Origin of the sequence: Thermodesulfovibrio yellowstonii DSM 11347, from assembly GCF_000020985.1 — a bacterium.
Taxonomy (GTDB): domain Bacteria; phylum Nitrospirota; class Thermodesulfovibrionia; order Thermodesulfovibrionales; family Thermodesulfovibrionaceae; genus Thermodesulfovibrio; species Thermodesulfovibrio yellowstonii.
This window is the reverse complement of sequence record NC_011296.1, coordinates 873060-888535: the sequence shown is the minus strand read 5'-3', so window position 1 is coordinate 888535 and position 15476 is coordinate 873060. Positions and strand designations below refer to the sequence as shown.

At 34.9% G+C, this 15476-nt stretch carries 17 protein-coding genes and 1 tRNA gene; all 18 read right to left on the bottom strand.

The window, feature by feature from the left end; all coding sequences use genetic code 11:
• Window positions 1-3: 3 nt before the first annotated feature.
• On the bottom strand, window positions 4-1380 hold the full coding sequence (locus THEYE_RS04550; RefSeq protein ID WP_012545829.1) for an NADH-quinone oxidoreductase subunit N: 1377 nt from the start codon (window positions 1378-1380) through the stop codon (window positions 4-6).
• Window positions 1377-2993, bottom strand: coding sequence for an NADH-quinone oxidoreductase subunit M (locus THEYE_RS04545; RefSeq protein WP_012545185.1), 1617 nt, complete (start codon window positions 2991-2993; stop codon window positions 1377-1379). Before THEYE_RS04545 ends, THEYE_RS04550 begins: the two co-directional genes overlap by 4 nt.
• Window positions 2994-3002: 9 nt before the next feature.
• Entirely contained in the window at window positions 3003-4895 is a 1893-nt protein-coding gene (nuoL, locus tag THEYE_RS04540) for an NADH-quinone oxidoreductase subunit L (protein WP_012546379.1), read from the bottom strand.
• A 1-nt stretch (window position 4896) separates the two neighbouring features.
• The gene (nuoK, locus tag THEYE_RS04535) at window positions 4897-5199 is read right to left on the bottom strand and encodes an NADH-quinone oxidoreductase subunit NuoK (protein WP_012546809.1); all 303 of its coding nucleotides are present in this window, start codon (window positions 5197-5199) and stop codon (window positions 4897-4899) included.
• On the bottom strand, window positions 5196-5708 hold the full coding sequence (locus THEYE_RS04530; RefSeq protein ID WP_012546128.1) for an NADH-quinone oxidoreductase subunit J family protein: 513 nt from the start codon (window positions 5706-5708) through the stop codon (window positions 5196-5198). Before THEYE_RS04530 ends, nuoK begins: the two co-directional genes overlap by 4 nt.
• Window positions 5692-6288 carry a NuoI/complex I 23 kDa subunit family protein gene (locus tag THEYE_RS04525; RefSeq protein WP_012545900.1) on the bottom strand — a complete coding sequence of 199 codons (597 nt, stop codon included), beginning with the start codon at window positions 6286-6288 and terminating at the stop codon, window positions 5692-5694. Before THEYE_RS04525 ends, THEYE_RS04530 begins: the two co-directional genes overlap by 17 nt.
• Before the next feature lie 6 nt (window positions 6289-6294).
• Window positions 6295-7296, bottom strand: a complete 1002-nt coding sequence (gene nuoH / locus THEYE_RS04520; RefSeq protein ID WP_012546488.1) for an NADH-quinone oxidoreductase subunit NuoH — start codon at window positions 7294-7296, stop codon at window positions 6295-6297.
• Complete coding sequence (nuoD, locus tag THEYE_RS04515) at window positions 7296-8489, bottom strand: NADH dehydrogenase (quinone) subunit D (protein ID WP_012545955.1); 1194 nt, start codon at window positions 8487-8489, stop codon at window positions 7296-7298. The genes nuoH and nuoD overlap by 1 nt, the downstream gene beginning before the upstream one ends.
• The gene (locus THEYE_RS04510) at window positions 8479-9012 is read right to left on the bottom strand and encodes an NADH-quinone oxidoreductase subunit C (protein ID WP_012546766.1); all 534 of its coding nucleotides are present in this window, start codon (window positions 9010-9012) and stop codon (window positions 8479-8481) included. Before THEYE_RS04510 ends, nuoD begins: the two co-directional genes overlap by 11 nt.
• Window positions 8981-9580: an NADH-quinone oxidoreductase subunit B gene (locus THEYE_RS04505; protein WP_012545406.1), complete on the bottom strand. Its 600-nt coding sequence runs from the start codon at window positions 9578-9580 to the stop codon at window positions 8981-8983. Before THEYE_RS04505 ends, THEYE_RS04510 begins: the two co-directional genes overlap by 32 nt.
• A complete protein-coding gene (locus THEYE_RS04500) occupies window positions 9577-9954 on the bottom strand; it encodes an NADH-quinone oxidoreductase subunit A (protein ID WP_012545945.1) in 378 nt (125 codons plus the stop codon). Before THEYE_RS04500 ends, THEYE_RS04505 begins: the two co-directional genes overlap by 4 nt.
• Window positions 9955-10047: 93 nt before the next feature.
• Window positions 10048-11001, bottom strand: a complete 954-nt coding sequence (locus tag THEYE_RS04495) for a thiamine pyrophosphate-dependent enzyme (protein ID WP_012545618.1) — start codon at window positions 10999-11001, stop codon at window positions 10048-10050.
• A gap of 1 nt (window position 11002) precedes the next feature.
• Window positions 11003-12184 carry a 2-ketoisovalerate ferredoxin oxidoreductase subunit alpha gene (gene porA / locus THEYE_RS04490; RefSeq protein ID WP_012545720.1) on the bottom strand — a complete coding sequence of 394 codons (1182 nt, stop codon included), beginning with the start codon at window positions 12182-12184 and terminating at the stop codon, window positions 11003-11005.
• Window positions 12184-12471 (bottom strand): 4Fe-4S binding protein, encoded by a 288-nt coding sequence (locus THEYE_RS04485; RefSeq protein ID WP_012546290.1) that lies wholly within the window; start codon window positions 12469-12471, stop codon window positions 12184-12186. Before THEYE_RS04485 ends, porA begins: the two co-directional genes overlap by 1 nt.
• Entirely contained in the window at window positions 12468-13040 is a 573-nt protein-coding gene (locus THEYE_RS04480; RefSeq protein WP_012545865.1) for a 2-oxoacid:acceptor oxidoreductase family protein, read from the bottom strand. Before THEYE_RS04480 ends, THEYE_RS04485 begins: the two co-directional genes overlap by 4 nt.
• A 55-nt stretch (window positions 13041-13095) precedes the next feature.
• On the bottom strand, window positions 13096-13707 hold the full coding sequence (locus THEYE_RS04475; protein WP_012546773.1) for a DedA family protein: 612 nt from the start codon (window positions 13705-13707) through the stop codon (window positions 13096-13098).
• Window positions 13708-13722: 15 nt separating this feature from the next.
• Window positions 13723-13813: transfer RNA gene (locus tag THEYE_RS04470), tRNA-Ser, on the bottom strand.
• Window positions 13814-13837: 24 nt separating this feature from the next.
• Entirely contained in the window at window positions 13838-15469 is a 1632-nt protein-coding gene (locus tag THEYE_RS04465) for a methyl-accepting chemotaxis protein (RefSeq protein ID WP_012546778.1), read from the bottom strand.
• Window positions 15470-15476: the final 7 nt, after the last annotated feature.

The window sequence follows — 15476 nt, the reverse complement described above, 5'->3', positions numbered from 1 at the left end:
CATTTAAATCAAAAACAATGGAAGGATACCCAAGAAGGTAACACCTATAGTGCAAATTAAAATAGCAACTTCAAGTTCTCTTGAATAAATTGGTTCAGGTAATTTCACAGGCTCTTTCATATACATATACATTACGATTCTCAAATAGTAGTAAGCAGATATAACAGTAAAAATCACAGCAATAACTACAAGCCATGTAAAGCCTGCTTTAACTGCCTGAAGGAATATGTTGAATTTAACAATAAATCCTGCTGTGGGTGGAACGCCTGTAAGAGAAAACATAAATATTAACATCGCTATAGCAAGGGCAGGATGAAATTTATGAAGTCCTTTGTAATTTTCAATACTCTCTTCATTAAAAGCAATAACCATTGCAAAGGCGCCGATATTCATTAATGTATAAATAAACATATAAGCAACTACTGAATTAAAACCTGACTGGGTTCCTACGATCACTCCAATTATTATATAGCCTGCATGGGCTATGCTTGAATAGGCAAGCATTCTTTTTATGTTTTTCTGTATAAGAGCGAAGAAATTTCCAGTTGCCATTGTAGCAATAGAAAGCACGATAAGAAAATTGCTCCAGTCAATATAGTAATCTCTAAAAATTTCAACTAAAACCCTACCAAAAGCACCGAGAATTGCCACTTTTGGCAAAGTAGATATGAAAGCAGTTACAGGCGTTGGTGCTCCCTCATACACATCAGGAGCCCACATATGAAATGGTACAAGAGCTATTTTGAAACAAAGTCCAACTATAAAAAGTCCAAGTCCTATAAGAATCAATGGATTGTAATTTGAAATAACTTTTAAAATTAAAGAAAGTTCTGTTGTATTTGTTGCTCCATAAATAAAAGCAATTCCAAAAAGCATAATTGCTGAAGAAAATCCACCGAGCATGAAATATTTAACTGCGGCTTCATTTGACTTTACGTCATATCTTCTAATTCCGACTAACACATATATACTTAAAGACATGAGTTCAAATGATAAAAAAAAGCTAATTAACTCTCTTGCGGAGACAAGTAGCATCATACCAAGTGCAGAAAAGAGAATAAAAGCTATACTTTCATTAAACCGGATTAATTTTTCTTTCAAATATGAAGTTAAAACAAGCAAAGATATGATAGTTCCGATAATTATAATAAGTTTCAGATATATTGTTAAGAAGTCATTCAAAAACATTCCATTGAAAGCCTCACCTTCAAAAGAAGGAATAAAAAATGCAAAAATGACTAAAAATAAAACAGAACTCCATACTAAAACTTCATTTTTTAGTTTCAATAATCCAGCAAGCAAAATCAATGATGCAAAACCTGTAAGAGTTATCTCAGGTATTAGAGCTTCAACTTGCAAAGGAATCTGAGATATATTCATTTCATTGCCCCCACAGACTGTGTTACATGGTTAATAAGCTCTTTCACAGAGACATCCATAAAGCTTAATAAAGCATTTGGATAAAAACCGATCCAGAGCACAACCAAAACAAGAGGAAGCAGTGTAACAATCTCTCTTGAATTCAAATCACTATATCCATGTATATGCTGTAAAAATTCTGGATTTGTTTTTTCAAAGAAAACTCTCTGATATAGCCATAACATGTAAGCTGCTCCAATTATTAAGGCAGTAGCTGCCAGAATGCACATAAGTTTCCATGCTTTAAAAGTGCCAAGAAGTATCAAAAACTCACCAATAAATCCATTTGTTCCAGGAAGCCCAATTGAAGCAAGTGTAAAAATCATAAAGAATGCTGAATATGCAGGCATAACTGTAGCTACTCCTCCATAATGAGCAATCTGGCGCGTATGGGTTCTCTGATAAACAATTCCAATACATAAAAATAACGCCCCTGTAACAACTCCATGATTAAGCATCTGAATAATCCCACCCTGTATTCCCTGCTGGTTTAAAGCAAAAATTCCAAGTGTTACAAATCCCATATGGCTTACAGAGCTATAGGCAATAAGACGCTTAAGATCTTTCTGTATCAAACATATTAAAGCACCATATATAATTGCTATAACTGAAAGAATCATCATAAAAGGCTTCATTGCAAGAGTTGCCTCTGGAAACATTGGAAGATTAAATCTCAGAAATCCATAGGCTCCCATTTTAATGAGAACTCCTGCGAGTATTACACTTCCTGCTGTTGGAGCTTCAGTGTGTGCATCTGGAAGCCAGGTGTGCACAGGCCACATAGGCACTTTAACTGCAAAGGCTGCAAAGAAAGCCCAAAATAGCCAAAGTTGCATTTTATAAGGGTATGAATTTTTCATAAGTGATAGAATATCTGATGTTCCTGTATGAAAATAAAGAACCAGAATCCCAACAAGCATGAGAACGCTACCAATAAAAGTATATAAAAAGAACTTTATAGCTGAATAAATTCTTCTTGGACCACCCCATATTCCAATAATTAAATACATGGGAATAAGCATTGCCTCCCAAAAAATATAAAAGAGGAAAATATCAAGGCTCATAAATACGCCAATCATTGCAGAATGGGTAATAAGTAAAGCAGCATAAAACTCTTTAATCTTCCTATCTATCTCTTTCCATGAAACCGTTACACAGAGAATTGTAAGAAGACTACTTAACAGAATAAAAAGAATGCTTATTCCATCAACTCCAAGATAATATTTTATTCCCCACTCTGGAATCCACAGATGTTCTTCTTTAAACTGCATTTGTGATGTAGTTTTATTAAAAGATATATAAAGAGGAATGCTAAAAATGAACTCTACGATTGAAATTATAAGTGCTGAAAATTTTATTAACTCTTCTTTATCTCTTGGAATTATAGCAATCAGAGCTGCACCAGCTACAGGAAAGAAAATAAGAGTTGAAAGAATCGGAAACGACAAATTATTTGCAGCGATACCAGATACTAAAATAACACTGCCTACAAGAATAATAAGTAAAAACGAAATCAGAAGATACTTTTTAAGCTCAAAATTATTACTATTTCGGGCTATTACTTCCTCATGCATTTTTTAACCTCATATGTTGAGAATTATTAAAACAAAAATAATTATTCCAGCTATCATAAAAATTGCATACTGTTGAAGCTGACCTGTCTGGATAGGTCTTATCAATAAACCTGTTTTGTAAATAAGTTTAGGAATTCCGTTAACAATACCCTCTATTATTTTTATGTCTGCAAATCTCTCTATGAATTTTTCAGCAATCCATAAGGTTGGTTTTACAAAGAGAAAACTGTAAAGCTCATCTACATAGTATTTATTCCATAAAACTTTATAAACTCCTGAGAAAGTTTTTGCAAGTCTTGCAGAAACTGTAGATTTTACAATATATATATATCCGGCAATCAGTATTCCAGTTACACCAGCAATAATTGACATTGTCATTACAACTCTTTCCTGTTCATGAGGTGCGGCAAACACAGGTTTAGGAATAACCGGTTCAAGAAAATGAGGAATAGAAAAGTATCCAACAATAACTGAGCCAATTGCAAGGACTATTAGTGGAACTGTCATTATTGGAGGTGACTCATGAACATGTTTAAACTCCTCTGGTGTTCCTCTAAACTTCCCATGAAATGCAACAAATAAAATTCTAAATGTATAAAAAGCAGTCAAAGCTGCTGTAATTGTTCCAAGAAGCCAGATAAACTTTCCATAGGGTTTAGCAGAAGCAAAAGCAGCCCATAAAATCTCATCTTTACTAAAAAATCCTGAAAATCCAGGAATTCCTGCAATAGTAAGAGAGGCTATCAAAAAAGTAATATAAGTAATAGGCATTTTTTTTCTTAGTCCACCCATTTTGTATATATCAAGTTCACCAGCCATTGCGTGCATTACACTACCTGCTCCCATAAACAAAAGAGCCTTAAAGAAAGCATGAGTATACAAATGAAATATGCCTGCACCATATGCAGCCATTCCACAACCAATAAACATATATCCAATCTGGCTTATTGTTGAGTATGCGATAATTCTCTTCATATCTCTTTGTACAAGTGCTATGGTTGCAGCAAAAAAACTTGTCACAGCACCTGTTATTGCAACCACTGCGAGTGCTATCTCTGACATTCCATAAATAGGATTAAGCCTTGCAACCATAAACACCCCAGCAGTAACCATTGTAGCTGCATGAATAAGAGCACTCACAGGTGTTGGTCCTTCCATTGCATCAGGAAGCCAGACATGTAGAGGAATTTGAGCGGATTTTCCAACAGCGCCGCAGAACAGTAAAAGCGCTATAAGAGTTATTAAATCAATATTCCAGCCAAATATATTTAGTGTATGCCCCTGAAGTCCTGGAATTTTAGGAAAGATATCAGTATAGTTTAAAGCATATACATTTATAAACAGAAGGAATATTCCAAGTGCAAAACCAAAATCTCCTATTCTATTAACAATAAAAGCTTTTTTGCCTGCATCAGATGCTGTCTTTTTATGATACCAGAAGCCAATCAAAAAATAAGAGCAAAGTCCAACTGCTTCCCATCCGAAATAAAGCATGACCAGATTATTACCCATAACAAGCATAAGCATTGAAAATACAAAAAGATTAAGATAAGCAAAGTATCTTGGATATCCAGGATCTCCATGCATATATCCAACAGAGTAAATATGAATAAGCCATCCAACAAAACATACGACAAAAAGCATTACAGCAGTAAGCTGGTCAATAAGATATCCAAAACTTACTTTTAAATCATCAGAGAGAATCCATGTATAGATGTTGTATTCAATAGTCTTTCCAGAGAAAACCTGAGCAATAGCAAACAATGCTACAACCAGTGAGCCCAGAATTGACAGCACACCAGCCCAACTTACTACCTTAGGTGATATAAATCTACCTATAAGAATGTTAAAAAGAAATCCTGCTAAAGGGAAAAGAAGTATTAATATATAGTACTTTTCCATCTTAACCCCTCAAATTAACAATCTCATCAGAGTGATTGATACCTGTATTTCTAACAAGAGCGAGAACAATTGCAAGTCCTATAACAGCTTCACATGCAGCAACTGCTATTGAAAATAAAACAAAAATCTGTCCAGTAAGATTAGAATTATAATAACTAAATGAAGCAAAAGCAATATTAACAGCATTAAACATTATTTCAAGACACATAAGCATTACAATCAAATCTCTTCTTATTACAAAACCAATTAAACCTATACTGAACAAAGTAGCGCTCAATAATAAATACCAGCTAAGAGGTATCATTTCCCCTCCCTATCAAATGGGGTCTTTTTTGCAATAATAATTCCACCTACCATAGCAATCAGTAACACTAAGGAAAGTATTTCAAATGGCAAAAAATAATAAGAATATAAAAGCTTACCTAATGAATTTACATCAGATTTAATTAAAACATTCTCTGGTGATTTTACAGTTCCTAAGAAAATATATAAACCTGCCAGAAATAGAAAACCTGTAATCAATCCTGCAATAGAAAATTTTACAAATCTTTTATGCCTAAATTCTTCTTTTATATTCATAATCATTATGGCAAAAATAAACAGTGCCAAAACTCCTCCTACATAAACAATAATCTGAATAATCATTAAAAACTCAGCATTTAAAAAAAGAAAAATTGCTGCCACATGAAGAAGAAAAATCAGAAGGAAAAAAGCGCTATGAATAATATTCTTAGAAGCAATTACAGCAATACTTAAAATAGTAAGACTTATGAAAAAATATACGTAGAAAACTTGTTCAATTAGCGGATTCATCCGCTACCTCCTTCTTTATCTCAATAACTCTTTTAATTGGAATCGGCTTTTGTTCTCTTTTTGTCTTAGGCCATCTTGATGGATCAATTCCCGGTGGTTGCCAGAATTTATTAAAGTAAACATCACGTGTCCATTTACTGGCAAACTCATCCCAATTTTTGAGCAACTGTTCTTTATTGAAAATCAAATTATTTCTTGTGTACGATGAATATTCAAAATCTTCTGTCAACACCAAAGCGCAAACAGGACAGGCTTCTACACAATATGCACAGAATATACACCTTGAAGCATCAATAATATAATCTGTTACAACCATTTTATTCTCTGTTTTTTCTCTTTTAATATAAATGCATCTTGACGGACAAACTGTTGTACATCTCATACATCCTATGCATTTATCCTTATCTGTAAACGGATCTCTTACAAGAGCATGCCTACCCCTGAAACCATCATGAATTTTTCTTCTTTCAAATGGATACTGAATTGTTACAGGTTTGCTAAAAAGCATTTTCAATGTTAATAAAAGTCCTTTGAATATCTCAATTAGAAAAATCTTATTTATAATTTCGTTTAGTTTCATGCTACCTCACGAATAATACCTGAAAATTGAAGTAACTACTATGTTCAATAATGCTAAAGGAATTAAAATCTTCCATCCAATTGCCATGAGTTGATCATATCTGTATCTTGGAAGAGTTCCCCTGAGCCAAAAAAATAAAAATATATGAAAGTAAACCTTCAAAAGAAACCATACAATACCTGGAATAACTCCAAGTAAGGGTAGAGCCTTTATCAAAATTGGAGGGACTGTCCATCCTCCCCAGAAGCATATTGTTGCAAGTGCAGACATACAAAACATTGCAAGATATTCAGCAAGATAAAAAAGTGAAAATCTTATTCCAGAATACTCAACAAAGTATCCTGCTACAAGTTCTGTTTCTGCTTCAGGAAGGTCAAATGGTAATCTGTTGGTTTCTGCGAGCATGGCAACTACAAAAACAAAATATCCAATAATCTGAGGAAATAAAAACATTCCATACCAGAGTTCTGCCTGCCTGTTAACAATCTCTGTTAAGTTAAAAGACTCAGCCATAAGAATAACTCCTACAAGACTTAATCCGAGAGCAACTTCATAGCTTATCATCTGAGCTGCTGAACGAAGACCGCCCAAAAAGGCGTACTTTGAGTTTGATGCCCATCCTGAAAAAATAATTCCATATGTTCCAATTCCAGCTATACCAATAACATAAAGCAAGCCTACATTTATATCTGCAATAACCCAGTTTTTATCTACAGGAATCACGGCAAAAGTGCTTAAAGCTGCTGTTAAACTTATAAGCGGAGCTGTTCTGAAAACGATTCTATCCACTTTTATAGGAATAATATCTTCTTTAAAAATGAGTTTTACAACATCTGCAATTGGTTGAAGCAGTCCATGAGGACCAACAACCATAGGACCAAGCCTTAATTGAATATGCCCTATGATCTTTCTCTCTGCATAAGTAGCATAAGCAACATGAAGCATAAGAATTCCAAAATAAACCACTGTTTTGACGATTGCTACAGCTATAACATAAATCGTGTCCATCACCTATCACATTCTCCTAAAACTATGTCAATTGAGCCAATATTTGCTATTACATCTGCAACTAATGAACCTTCGCAAAGTTTTGGCAATACTCCTGCATGAACAAAAGACGGAGCACGCACTCTCATTCTGTAAGGCTTTGAAGAATTATCACAAACAATATAAAACCCAAGTTCTCCACGAGGTGCTTCAACAGAAGCATAAACTTCGGTAAATTTCTGAATAAATTCCTGAATTTGCTTATCTTCAATGTACACATCAAAAATAATATCTTTTTTATCAATCTTTAGAGGAGACTCTGGCATTCTTATTCTTAAAGCATTTTCAGCAAGAATAGAACCATCAGGAAGTCTTTCAATACATTGTTTTATAATTTTTGCAGACTGTCTGAACTCAAGCATTCTGCATTTATATCTATCGTAAATATCCCCATTTTTACCAAGTGGGACTTCAAAATCTACTTTATCATAGGCATCATAAGGAAAAAACTTACGAACATCGTAGTAAACTCCTGAACCTCTGAGGGTTGGTCCTGTAAGTCCCCAGTTAATAGCTTCTTCAGCACTAATCACTCCAACCCCTTTTGTTCTTTTCAACCATACTCTATTACGGTCTATTAATGTTTCATACTCTTCAACTTTTCTGGGAAATTCCTCAATGAATTTATAAGTTTTATCAAGAAATTCATTATTTACATCACATCTCACTCCTCCAACTCTTGGATAACTAACTGTTAATCTTGCACCTGTTACCATTTCAAATAATTCAAGCAAATATTCTCTATCTCGCATAGCATAAAGGAAAACAGTCATCGCTCCTATATCAAGAGCATGTGTAGCAATCCAGACAAGATGGCTGCATATTCTTGCCATCTCTCCCATTATGGTTCTTATAAATTTTGCTCTTTCAGGAATTTGAATTCCCATAAGTTTTTCAACTGCCACGCAAAATCCTACATTGTTTACCATACTTGAAAGATAATCCATTCTGTCAGTAATAGGAAGAGATTGAACATAAGTTAAATCTTCAGAAAGTTTTTCTACTCCTCTATGTAAATAACCTATATAGGGAATGCATTTTTTTATTACTTCTCCTTCAAGTTCAAGAACAAGACGAAGAACTCCATGCGTTGCTGGATGCTGTGGTCCCATATTGACAGTGAGTTCTTTTACTGTTTTAATCTTATTTTGCATTTTCCTTCCAAGCTTTTGCACTCTCTTTTAGTTCCTTGTATATCCCCCATTCTTTATCTGCAAGTTCGCTTTTAACTGGATAGTCCTTTCTTAAAGGAAAACCATTCCAATCTTCAGGCATAAGGATTCTTCTAAGGTCTGGATGTCCTGTAAATTCTATTCCAAACATATCATAACACTCTCTTTCAAACCAGTTAGCTGTTGCCCATAAATCTGCTACTGAGTCTATACAACATCCCTGCTCTGGCACTTGTGCCTTTATTCTTATTCTGTGTTTATGTTTAATTGACATCAAATGATAAACAACATCAAAACGAGGTTCTCTAAAACCAAGATAATCAACTGCTGTAAGGTCAATAAGATAGTCAAACTCCAATTCTGGTGTATTTTTTAAATGTGAAAGAATATCTTTTATTTTTTCTTTTTTTACAACAATTGAACATTCGTCTCTAAAGCATATGAACCATAAAACTTCGTCAGAAAATTTGTCTCTAATCCTTTTTATTATCTCTACAGGATTCATAACTACACCTTCTCTGAGATTTATCAATTAAACAAACGCCTGAAAGACAGCCTGTTTTTTTATGAGGTTCAGTTTTTATTTTTTCTTGCAATTTTAATAATCCCTCTATTAAAGCTTCAGGTCTTGGTGGGCATCCCGGGATATAAACATCTACAGGTAAAATCTCATCTACTCCTTGAACAGTGCTGTAAGTATTAAAAATTCCACCGCTACAGGCGCAACTTCCCATTGCAATTACATATCTTGGCTCAGGCATTTGATGATAAAGATTAACTATAACAGGAGCCATCTTTTTTGTCACTGTTCCTGCAATTATCATTACATCTGCCTGTCTCGGAGTAGCTCTCATAATAATTCCAAATCTATCAAGGTCATAATGAGATGCAGCTGTTGCCATCATTTCAATTGCACAGCAGGCAAGTCCGAAAGTAAGGGGCCATAGAGAAGAACATCTTCCCCAACTTGCTATTTTATCAAGTGTTGTAATAATCGTATTTGCTGCTGGAACTATTTTAATCCCCTGTTCTATCTCTACAGGTTCTGTAACAGTATCAACAACATGAATCATTCCTTTCTCCAATTAAAAACATTTTTACCAATTGCGTAGAAATAACCGATGAGCAGAATAAAAATGAAAAGATACATTTCTATTAAACCATAAAGTCCAATTTTTTTATATACAACTGCCCAAGGATAAAGAAAAATAGTTTCAACATCAAATATAACAAAAACTAATGCAACAATATAAAATTTAACATTAAATCTTTCCCATGTATCTTCCATAGAAGGAATTCCGCATTCATATGGCGTTAGCTTTAATGTGTAAGTTCTTTTTGGACGGAGTAATTTACTAAGAAAAAGCATGGAAAGCCCAATAATAATTGAAACAATTATTACTATCAAAACAGGCAGATATCTGTGTATTAAAGCATCTGATTCCATTTACCACCCTTAAAAGTGATAGCTGATATTATAACAAAAATAGATAAAAAAAAGAATGGCTCTCTGTAGAGTCTACAGAGAGCCAGAAAGATTCTATTTGGCTTCCTTAGGAGCGAACAGTTCTTCTTCTTTTAAAAGTCTTTCCCAGTTTCTATCAATCATCTGCTGAATTTGATCAATGAGATGTTCTTTACCAGGTTCAAATAGGTGTTTAAATCTTCCCTGCGCTTTTAAGAAATCAACAATAGGTTTTTTTTCTTTTGGTTTGACTGTTATTTTTATAACTCCATTTTCCACTTCATAGAGTGGCCAGAAACAGGTTTCAACTGCTAATCGGCTAAGCAGAATAGCATCATCTGTTCTGGTTCTCCAACCTCTATTGCATGGTGTAAATACATTGATAAATTTAGGACCTGGTATCTCAAGTGCTTTCCTCACCTTTTTCATTAAATCGGGCCAATGGCTTGGTGATGCCTGCGCCACATAAGGCAGTCCATGAGCTGCCATAATTCTTGTTAAATCTTTCCTTTGTTGAGGTTTTCCGGGGATAACAGAACCTGCTGGACAGGTTGTTGTATCTGCAAAAGTTGGAGTAGCCCCAGAACGTTGAATTCCAGTGTTCATATATGCTTCATTGTCATAACATACATAAAGCATGTCATGTCCCCGTTCCATAGCACCTGAAAGGCTTTGAAATCCTATGTCATAAGTTCCACCATCACCAGATATAGCAATAAATTTAATATCTTTATCAATTTTCCCCTGCTTTTTTAAAGCTCTGTACATTGTCTCAACACCAGAAAGTGTTGCAGCAGCATTTTCAAAGGCATTATGTATCCAAGGAATCTTCCATGCAGTATATGTTGATATGCAAGATGAAACTTCAAGGCATCCTGTAGCAGATGCGGCAATAACAGGATAATCACAGGCTGCAAGAAGAATCATCTTGACAACTGTCGGTGCTGCACATCCTGCACAGAGACGATGACCTGATGTAAATCTTAATTCTTTTTTAGATAGTTCCTTTAAATTAAGTGGTGTTGCCATTTTACTCCCTCACTCCAATGTATTCTTTTAAAATTTTTATTTTTCCTGTTTTTGCAATCTTCTTTAACTCTTCAATTACCTCTGAAGCATGCTCTGGCATATAGTCTCTTCCACCAAGACCGTATATTCTGTTTATAAGTAAGGGCTTTTCAGAATAATTACATAAACTGGCTGCAATATCAAGATAAAGAGGTCCAAAAGAACCACCGAAAGCATCTGCTCTGTCAAGAACACATACTGCTTTTAAATGTTTAAGGGCTTTACCTACTTCTTCATATGGGAAGGGTCTAAAAAGTCTTGGTTTAAGAAGTCCAACCTTTATACCTCTATCTCTGTATTCATCTATTACATCTTTGGTGGTTCCTGCTGCGGAATTTAAAATAACAATTCCTATCTCCGCATCATCAAGCCTGTATGTTTCAAAAAGTCCATATTTTCTACCTGATATCTTTTCAAACTCCTTTGCAACTTTAAGTACAACTTTTGGAACATTTTTATAAACCTCTGAATGAGCTTTTCTTACCTCATGATATAAATCAGTAAGAATAAGCGGTCCATAGCTTTTTGGATTATCAATATCTAAGAGAGGATAAAGAGGTTTATATTCTCCAACAAATTTTTTAACAGTTTCATCATCAAGATATTCAATTCTTTCTATTGAATGGCTTATTATAAAACCGTCATAACAAACCATTACTGGAAGTCTTATATCCATATCTTCAGCAATTCTGAATGCCTGAATTGTGTTATCATAGGCTTCTTGGGCATTTTCACTCCAAAGCTGAATCCATCCACTATCTCTTGCTCCCATTGCATCAGAATGATCGCAGTGAATATTTATCGGTGCAGAAAGTGCCCTATTTACAACAGGCATAACAATTGGAAGCCTTAACCCAGAGGCAATAAAAAGAATCTCCCACATGAGCGCCAATCCTTGAGAAGATGTAGCTGTTGCAACTCTTCCACCTGCTGCAGCAGCTCCAACGCATGCACTCAGGGCAGAATGTTCACTTTCAACAAGAATAAGCTCTGTTTTCACTTTTCCATCAGATACAAATGCAGCAAATCTCTGCATAAGCTCAGTCTGCGGTGTTATTGGATAGGCTGCGCATACATCAGGTTCTATCTGACGAAAGGCATTCGCAACTGCTTCATTTCCTGTAACTGCAACCACCTTTGTCATTATTTCACCTCCTCTTCCATTACAATTGCCTTATTACCTTTTTTACCAGGACACTCAAGAGCGCAGATTCCACATCCTTTGCAATAATCAAAATCAAAATCCTCTCTCTTTCCATCTTTAACCTTTACTGCATTATCAGGGCAATAAAGCCAGCAAAGAAGACATTGAATACAATTTTCCTCTATCCATCTTGGCTTAAAAGCTCTCCATGAACCTGTTTTAAATTTTAGAGCACTCCCTGGCTCAAGTATTACCATTCCTGGTGGTATTTTTTTCCATCCTATCATCCTTCTTTCACCTCCTCGTAACCTCTCTTTACTGCAAGAAGGTTACCATCAATTATTTTCTGTGAAAATTTTTTGCCGAAGCTCTTTTTCACATCCTCAAGCAGTGTTTCAAGATTAACCAAACCTGTTACTTTATTCAAAGCTCCTACCATGGGTGAGTTAGGCATAGGTCTACCAAAACAGTCAATAGCAATTTTTGTCGCATCAAGCACATAAAGTTTCTGTGTTGGTTTTAAATTAAGTTTTTTTCTTAATTCAGCAGCCTCTTTAGAAGAATTGATTATAAATTTAGCATCATCCTTTGCACCTTCTGTAACATCAATGCTTTCTATAAGAGTTGGATCAACAACAACTACTACATCTGGATTAGAGACAGGACAGTGCATTCTTAATTCTTTAGAACTTACTCTGTTGTATGCCCTAAGGGGTGCACCTGCTCTTTCAGGTCCATATTCAGGGAAAGCCTGAACATATCTACCACCACTCAGGCAGGCATCTGCAAAAACTTTTGCAGCAGTTACAGTTCCCTGCCCTCCCCTTCCATGCCATCTTATTTCTACCTTTTCCATAAAACACCTCTCAAAAAAGAGTTTTGCTTATTTTAACAAAAAAAAAAGAATTTTATCACGATGTATGGTTATTTGATTTTGTCATGTATTTATAAGACAAATAAATTATAATCAAAATAATAGCAACCACAATTAAAAAACCAACGATATATTCCATATACAACATACCTTTTTGCACACTTTCTAAAAATTTACCTCCGAGATATCCTGCGGTAATCATGATGGAAAGAACAACTGCTGAACCAAATGAATCAATCACTAAAAATTTTGTCATTGAAACCTTAGTAATTCCAGAAAGTAAAAAAACCTGAGTTCTAAAACCAATTAAAAGTCTTCCAAGTAACATTATAAGTGTGCTATGTCTTCTAAATTTCTTTTCAATTATCAAAAATTTGGCAGGAGATAAAATTTTTTCAAATCTCTGATTAGTCACTATTTTTCTACCAAATTTTCTTCCCGCCCAATAAAGCATAAAATCAGATAAAATAAGACCTGCATAGGAAATTAAAATTGCTGGAACAGGTTTGATAATACCAACTGATATTAATACTCCACAGGCAATGAGAATTAAGTCTTCAGGGAAGAAAGGAACACCAAGTCCACCAAGAATTAATAAAAAAAATAAGCCAGGATAAGAAAATTGCTCTATAATTGAGTAAGAATTCATTCTTATATAAAAAAACGGAGAGGCAGGGATTCGAACCCTGGGTGGAGCTTTTGACCCCACAACCGCTTAGCAGGCGGCTGCCTTCGACCGACTCGGCCACCTCTCCAAACTTTTTTAATAATAGCATTCTTTAGCTTATTCTTGCAAGATAACCATTCTTTAGCTGCTCTAATATTCTGTTAAGCTTTTCACTGTTCTTTTCCATTTCTCCTAATAATTTTTTCACTTTTTCATGATCACCTGAATTATGAGCAATTACTATATCTCTACCAATTGTATGACACGATCTGTGAACATCTTCAAACTCTGTAAATCCTGGTAAATCTTTAAATTTCTGCCCTTCCTCTCCATAATACCACTTACCCACTCCGCAAGAATGATAATCTGCAAGTCTCTCAGGATCAAGCTTGTCTATACCTCTTATATGAGCAAATATTCTCACCATTAACCGTTCATGATCTCCTTTGAATATGTCAAAAAGCATCTCCTGTGTTTTCTTTGTCTTTACAACAGAGGCAGTGTGTCTCAAATCAGATGAAATATGGAGAATATCATAAGAATCCTTTACAATCAGCCCAGCAAGTTTTTCAATCTCAGAAGCTATCTTTGCACTTTCTTCAATATTTCTTGTAACTTCCTCACTGGCAGCAGACTGTTCTTCTACTGCTGTAGCAATTTGAGTTATCTGATCTTTGACTTTTATCACCGATGATACAATTTCTCCTAATGCTTTGCCAATTCTGTTAACAGACTCAGTAACTTCTTTAACCTCTTTAAGTTCTCTATTCATTGACTGAGCAGTTTCATTGGTTTCTTTTTGAATCACTCCTATCTTGTTTGCTATTTCTTCTGTTGCCTTAATTGTTCTCTCTGCAAGTTTTCTTACCTCATCAGCAACAACTGCAAAGCCTCTACCCTGTTCTCCTGCCCTTGCTGCCTCAATAGCTGCATTCAATGCAAGAAGATTTGTCTGATCTGCTATGTCTTTTATAACTGTAACAATCTCTCCAATCTCAGAGGCGCTCCTGTTTAATTTATCTATCATCTGACCAAGCTCATTTGTTGTTTCATAAACAAGATTAACCTTTTGGACAGCCATCTGAGCATTATCCTGTCCTTTTTTCGCTATATCCATTGCTTCAGTTGCTGTTTCAGATGCTTTTGATGCATTGTTTGCAATATCTGTAATTGTTTGAGTCATCTCTTCAGCAGCGGTTGCTATCTGATTTGCCTGTTGAGACTGTCTTTTAGCTCCTTCAATTGTATCATCTATTACCTTATTACATTTATCCACTGTAGCAGCAAGTCTTTGTGAATATTCAAGTGATTTATCTGTGAGATTAATAAAAGTCTGTAAAACCTTGTCTATACTTTTTGCAAGCCTTCCTATTACATCAACTCTGTCTTTAAAACCCACACTTACAGTTAGGTCTCCTTCTGATATTCTATGAAGAGTCCTGTCAAGAATATTAAGAGGTTTATGCGTAACCATATAAGTTATATATACAATAGCTGATGCAGAAACTATCCCCAATAATCCTAAAACAGCAAAAACTAACTGCAATGTTTTTACTTCTTTCATTATCTCCTGAGGAACTTCTTTTGCACCATAATGAATTGATGCATCATAGGCAATCTTGTATGCACCATATCCGGTAACAAACACAGTTGCAATAACACCAAAAGCAATTGCAATGGCAAGAGGAATTATCATTTTCCAGCGAAGCTTTACTTTTTTGTCTAATTCTTTTAAAAACCCCATATTCCCC